4 protein-coding genes and 1 pseudogene are annotated in these 5,264 nt (G+C 71.1%); 2 read left to right on the top strand and 3 right to left on the bottom strand.

Going from position 1 to position 5,264, the window contains the following annotated elements:
- Positions 1–473, bottom strand: a 473-nt coding sequence (locus GA0115259_RS26010) for a DUF2510 domain-containing protein (RefSeq protein ID WP_141716693.1), incomplete at its 3' end; no start/stop codon positions are given.
- A gap of 285 nt (positions 474–758) precedes the next feature.
- Positions 759–2,081, bottom strand: a complete 1,323-nt coding sequence (locus GA0115259_RS26015; RefSeq protein ID WP_093601526.1) for a phytase — start codon at positions 2,079–2,081, stop codon at positions 759–761.
- A 292-nt stretch (positions 2,082–2,373) separates the two neighbouring features.
- On the opposite strand from GA0115259_RS26015, the gene GA0115259_RS26020 reads away from it, so the two are divergent.
- Positions 2,374–2,850, top strand: a complete 477-nt coding sequence (locus tag GA0115259_RS26020; RefSeq protein ID WP_093601530.1) for an SsgA family sporulation/cell division regulator — start codon at positions 2,374–2,376, stop codon at positions 2,848–2,850.
- Between the two features lie 51 nt (positions 2,851–2,901).
- Here GA0115259_RS26020 and GA0115259_RS26025 read toward each other — a convergent pair whose 3' ends face one another.
- Entirely contained in the window at positions 2,902–4,287 is a 1,386-nt protein-coding gene (locus GA0115259_RS26025; RefSeq protein WP_093601528.1) for an FAD-binding oxidoreductase, read from the bottom strand.
- Between the two features lie 107 nt (positions 4,288–4,394).
- On the opposite strand from GA0115259_RS26025, the pseudogene GA0115259_RS26030 reads away from it, so the two are divergent.
- Positions 4,395–5,264: pseudogene (locus tag GA0115259_RS26030) on the top strand (hypothetical protein); the annotation flags it as partial.

Consider the following 5,264-nt stretch of genomic DNA (forward strand, 5'->3'; position numbering starts at 1 on the left):
CCGCCCGTCGGATCGCCGGGAACGGGCGGCGGGACCTCGTGGTGCGCGGCGGAGGAGCCGCCGCCTGCGGGCAGCGCCGGAAAACGGCCGGGACCGGGCGAGGGCGGTGACGCGGGCCCGGGGATACGCGGATCCTGGCCGCCCGCTCCCCAGGAGACACGCTCGTCGCGCTCACCGCCGAAGCCGGTCTGCCGCGAGGCGTCGGCCTGCCAGACGGACGCCGGCTCCGGCCGGGGCCCTCCGGGCGGCTCCTCGTCCAGAAAGACCGGGCCCGTCTCGTCCACGGAGGGCGCGGCGGAAGCGCCGGGAGCGGCCGGAGTTCCTGGCGTCGTCCCGTCGCCCTGGGGCGCGGGCCGGCTCGTACCGGGCACCCAGGAGGCGCCGTTCCAGTACCGGACGTATCCGGGGATGGACGGGTCTGGGTAGAACCCTTCCCGGGGTACGTTCCCGCCGTCACCAGGAGGAGTAGCCACTGACCCCAACTCCGTTCACTCACACCATGTTCAGCCAAGGAAGACATTAACGAAGAACTCAGATGCCTGAAGAAGGAGAACAGCAGAAAGACCGCATTCGAAAGGATGTGGGCCAAGAAGTGTTCGACAAGTTGTACGAAGGTTGCACGAAGAGCCGGGCGCCAGTACCAAAGGCCGGACGTCGAACGCCCCCGTCCGGGCGCGGACCGGGCGCCGGACGGGGGCGGGAAGAGGGCGGAAAGGCTGGGCTGTACGTGTGGGAGGAACCGGCGGGCCGTACGCCCGTCAGCGCAGGCGCAGACCGGTGGCCCTGGCCAGGTCCCGCAGATCGACGTACTTGTAGTTGGAGCCCTCGCGCGGCTCACCGTCGGGACCGGTCACCTCGGGGCTGTCCTCGCCGTCCTGGAACACGGCGAGTCCCTGCGGATACCGCGCGCCGAACGACTTGTTGACGATGTCGAGGCTGTCGGTGCCGTCGGCGCCGTCGACCGCGCCGGGCCCATGGCCCGCGCCGACCCGGAATCCGGCCTTGTACGCGTTGCCCTTCGCCGGGTCACGGTCGTACATGGCGAAGGTGCTGTCACCCTGGCTGGAGACCACCACATAGCCGCCGCCACCGGGCTGCTCCAGCAGCGTGATGCCCTCGACGTCCGCGACGAGATGGCGTCCGCCGAAGCCCGGGTCCTCGCCCGCGACGCACTCGCCCGTCTCGGGATCCTGCGTGTACGGCACGCCGTAGTCCTTGACCTTGTCGACCAGCGTCGGCCGGCCGGTGAGGTCGGCGTTGATCCGCCAGAGGCCGACATCCTCCTGGCCCGCGTACAGCACGCCGTTGGCCGCGTCGACGCGCAGGCCCTCCAGATAGGCCTGTTCGCCCGGCTCCTCGCAGGGCGTCCAGGTCCCGCCGTCGGGCAGCTTGAAGGTGGTCGGGAAGCCGATCGTCCTGATCTTGCGGTAGCCGATCTTTCCGTGGACCGGCTTCGTCAGCTCCAGCAGCGCGACCTGGTTGGTGAGTTCCTGGGTGACGACGGCGTAGACACGGCCCGTCCTCCGGTCCTTCCAGGAGGCGAGACCGTACGCGGTGGCCTGTTCGTTCACCTCGTCCTGGTCGGCGGAGAAGATGTACGGCGAGGCGTCGGCGGCCGTGATGTCGGTGACGGGGCCCGAGCGGCGGTCCGGGTCGATGCGGTAGATGACGAGCTTGTCACGGCCGCGGTCGGTGGCGATGGCGAGATCGGTGCCGTCGATGACATCCACGTTGTTCAGCCGGCCGGGCATGTCGTCGGGGCCCGGGGCCGCCGGTGACGGGATCGACTGCACCTCGCGCGCCGCAAGGTCGTACACGCGCAGTCCGCCGACCTTGGCGGTGCCGAGCACCAGGCTGCGCGCCGGGTTCACGGGATTGCGCCAGATCGCGGGATCGTCGGCGCTGGCATCGCCGCCGGCCGCGTCGTCGAAGAGGACGGGTGTCTCGGCCTTCGCCGCCACCTCGGCGGCCGACGGGCCCGCCTGCGCCGGGACGACCACGGCCGCGGTCAGCGCGACGGCGGCCGTCGCCACCGCCGCGACCGTGTGACGCCTGGAGAATCTGCTGCCTGTGCTCCGCATGCGAAACCTTCCTGGGTGGATCCTGCGTACAGAGGAACCTCTGAAGGGTGCGGAGCGCCCATGACCCGGCGATGGGCGTGCGATAGCCGTCAACGGCACCTCGCGTGAACAGCTCTCGCGTGAACAGCTCGGGTGCGAAGGGCTCCCGCGTGGAGGGCTCCCGCGTGGAGGGCTCCCGCGTGAACGGCTTCGAAATCGTCGCCGGAAGTCGCGTCATAGCCGGCGAGGTGGCGCCTCTCTCCTGGTACGGGCCCGTCGCAGGGCCGTCCCGTCAGGAGAGGAAGTGCCGCTCATGCCTACCGTCGTGGAACGCGATCTGGAGTTGCGCCTGGTGCTGTCGCCCGAGCGCGGCATCCCCGTACCGGCCCGGCTGACGTACCGTGCGGACGATCCGTACGCCGTGCACATCACCTTTCACATCGGCTCCGAGACGCCCGTCAAATGGACCTTCGCCCGTGAGCTGCTGGTGGAGGCCGTGTTCCGGCCGTGCGGGCACGGCGATGTACGGATCTGGCCGACGAAGGTCGCCGGGCGCGGCGTTCTCTGTGTGGCCCTCTCCTCGCCCGACGGCGACGCGCTGCTGGAGGCGCCCTCGGCGGCGGTGTCCGCGTGGGTGGAGCGGACGCTGCGGATCGTGCCTCCCGGTACGGAGAGCGGGCAGCTCGGCATGGACGACGGTCTCGCCGAGCTGCTCGCCGCCACTCCCGCGGACGATCTGTGGCTGCGGGATCCCTGGCCGTCCGACGGATCGACGGACGGTGAGGCCTGACCGGTGGCCGCTCGGGGAGGGCCGGCGGCCGTGGGCTCAGCGGCCGTGGGCTCAGAAGAGTTTGCCGGGATTGAGCAGGCCGAGCGGATCGAACGTACGCTTGATGCCGCGCTGCAACTCCACTCCCACCGGGCCCAGTTCGCGCGACAGCCACTCCTTCTTCAGTACGCCGACGCCGTGTTCGCCGGTGATCGTGCCGCCCAGTTCCAGACCGAGCGCCATGATCTCGTCGAAGGACTCGCGGGCGCGCCGGGACTCGTCCGGATCCGCCTGGTCGAAGCAGACGACAGGGTGCGTGTTGCCGTCGCCCGCGTGGGCGCAGACGCCGATGGTCAGGCCGTACTTCTCCGCGATGGCCGCCGTGCCGTCGAGCATCGCGGCGAGCCGGGTGCGCGGTACGCACACATCGTCGATCATCGTCGCCGACTTGACGGTCTCCAGCGCGGTGAGCGAGAGCCGCCGGGCCTGGAGCAGCAGCTCCGACTCGGCCGCGTCCTCGGCGGGCACGACCTCGGTGGCACCGGCCGCGGCGCACAGCTCACCGACGGCGGCCAGATCGGCGGCGGGATCCGGTGTGTCGAAGGCCGCCAGGAGGAGGGCCTCGGTGGTGTCGGGCAGGCCCATATTGGTCATCGCGTTGACGGCATGGACGGTCGTACGGTCCATCAGTTCGAGCAGGGACGGAGTGTGTCCGCGCTCCATGATCCGGCAGACCGCGTCGCACGCGGCGGCGGTGGAGGCGAACTCCGCGGCCAGCACGAGCTGCTGAGGCGGCTTGGGCCTGAGCGCGAGGACGGCCTTGACGACGATGCCGAGGCTGCCCTCCGAGCCGACGAAGAGCCGCGTCAGGTCATAGCCGGCCACGCCCTTGGCGGTACGGCGGCCGGTGGTGAGCAGCCGGCCGTCGGCGAGGACGACATCGAGGCCGAGGACATACTCCGCCGTGACGCCGTACTTGACGCAGCACAGCCCGCCGGAGGCCGTGCCGATGTTCCCGCCGATGGTGCACATCTCCCAGCTCGACGGATCCGGCGGATAGTAGAGGCCCAGCTCGCCGACCGCGCGGGAGAGAGCGGCGTTGATGACGCCCGGCTCGACCACGGCGATCCGGTCGACCGGACTGATCTCCAGGATCCGGTCCATCTTGGTCAGGGAGAGGACGATGCACCCGTCCGAGGCATTGGCGGCGCCCGACAGTCCCGTACGGGCGCCCTGCGGTACGACGGGAACGCGCAGCGCGGTCGCGGTGCGCATGACGTGCTGGACCTGCTCCACCGAGCGCGGCAGCACGACCACCGCCGGTGTGCCCGCCTCGCAGAAGCTCGCCATGTCATTGGCGTAGGAGGCCGTGATGTCCGGGTCGGTGATCAGGGCTTCGGCGGGAAGCCCGGACCGGAGCCGTACGACGAGGTCGTCCTGGGAATCCAGATCATCCATGATCCCAGACTCGCATCCGGGGCCATCGGTGTGAACCCGTCTGCGATCCACAGCGGCAAGCGCTGGTGTGCTCTTCATATGGACGCACAGTAATCACCATGAACCCCATGAAAACAGAGCAGGTCAGACACGTCAGAAGGGCGGCGATGGCCGCAGGGGTGGGCGCGGCGCTGGTCGGGGGCGTCCTGCTGTTCGTACCCGCCGACCATGAGCGGCCGGTGCTGACTCCAGAGGCGCGGGCGATGGCCGCCGCGGGCGCCGGAGCGCCGGCCTCGATCCCGGACCTGACCGCGCTCATCCGCGACCGGGAGGCCTGGCTGCGTACCCATCCCAAGGACGGCGAGGCCTGGGCGGTGCTCGGCGCGGCGTATGTCGAACGCGGTGCGCGGCAGGGGAACTCGGCGTACTACCCCAAGGCCGACCAGGCACTTCAGCGTTCGCTCGCGACGGTGGCGGAGGCGGACGAGCGGGCCGTCGCGGCCCGGCCGGGCAGGCCGGGCGAGGACGGCAAGGCGGGCGAGCCCGCCGAGTACGGCAATCCGGCGGCCCTGGTGGGCCTGGCCCGGCTCGCCAACGCGCGGCACGACTTCACCACCGCCAAGAAATGGGCCGAGACGGTACGCAAGCAGCGGCCCGACGACTGGACTCCTTATCCGGTGCTCGTCGACGCGTACAGCGGTCTGGGCGAGTACAAGGCGGCGGGCGAGGCGCTGGACCGGCTGAAGGGGCTGCGCTCCGGGACACCGGTGCTGGAGCGTGCCGCGGCCCTTTACCACGAGAGCGGCCGGCACGCGGACGCGGCGGCGAAGGCGGCCGAGGCGGCGGAGCGGGCCGTCACACCGGAGGAGAAGGCGGAGGCGCTGCACATGCTGGGCCGGCTCGCCTGGGACCAGGGCAAGCCGGCCGAGGCGCTGGGCCACTACGACGCGGCGCTCGCGGCGGCGCGCGACCATCCCGCCTCCCCCGCCGGGCGCGCG

The sequence above is a fragment of the Streptomyces sp. MnatMP-M17 genome (assembly GCF_900091995.1).
Classification (GTDB): Bacteria; Actinomycetota; Actinomycetes; order Streptomycetales; family Streptomycetaceae; genus Streptomyces.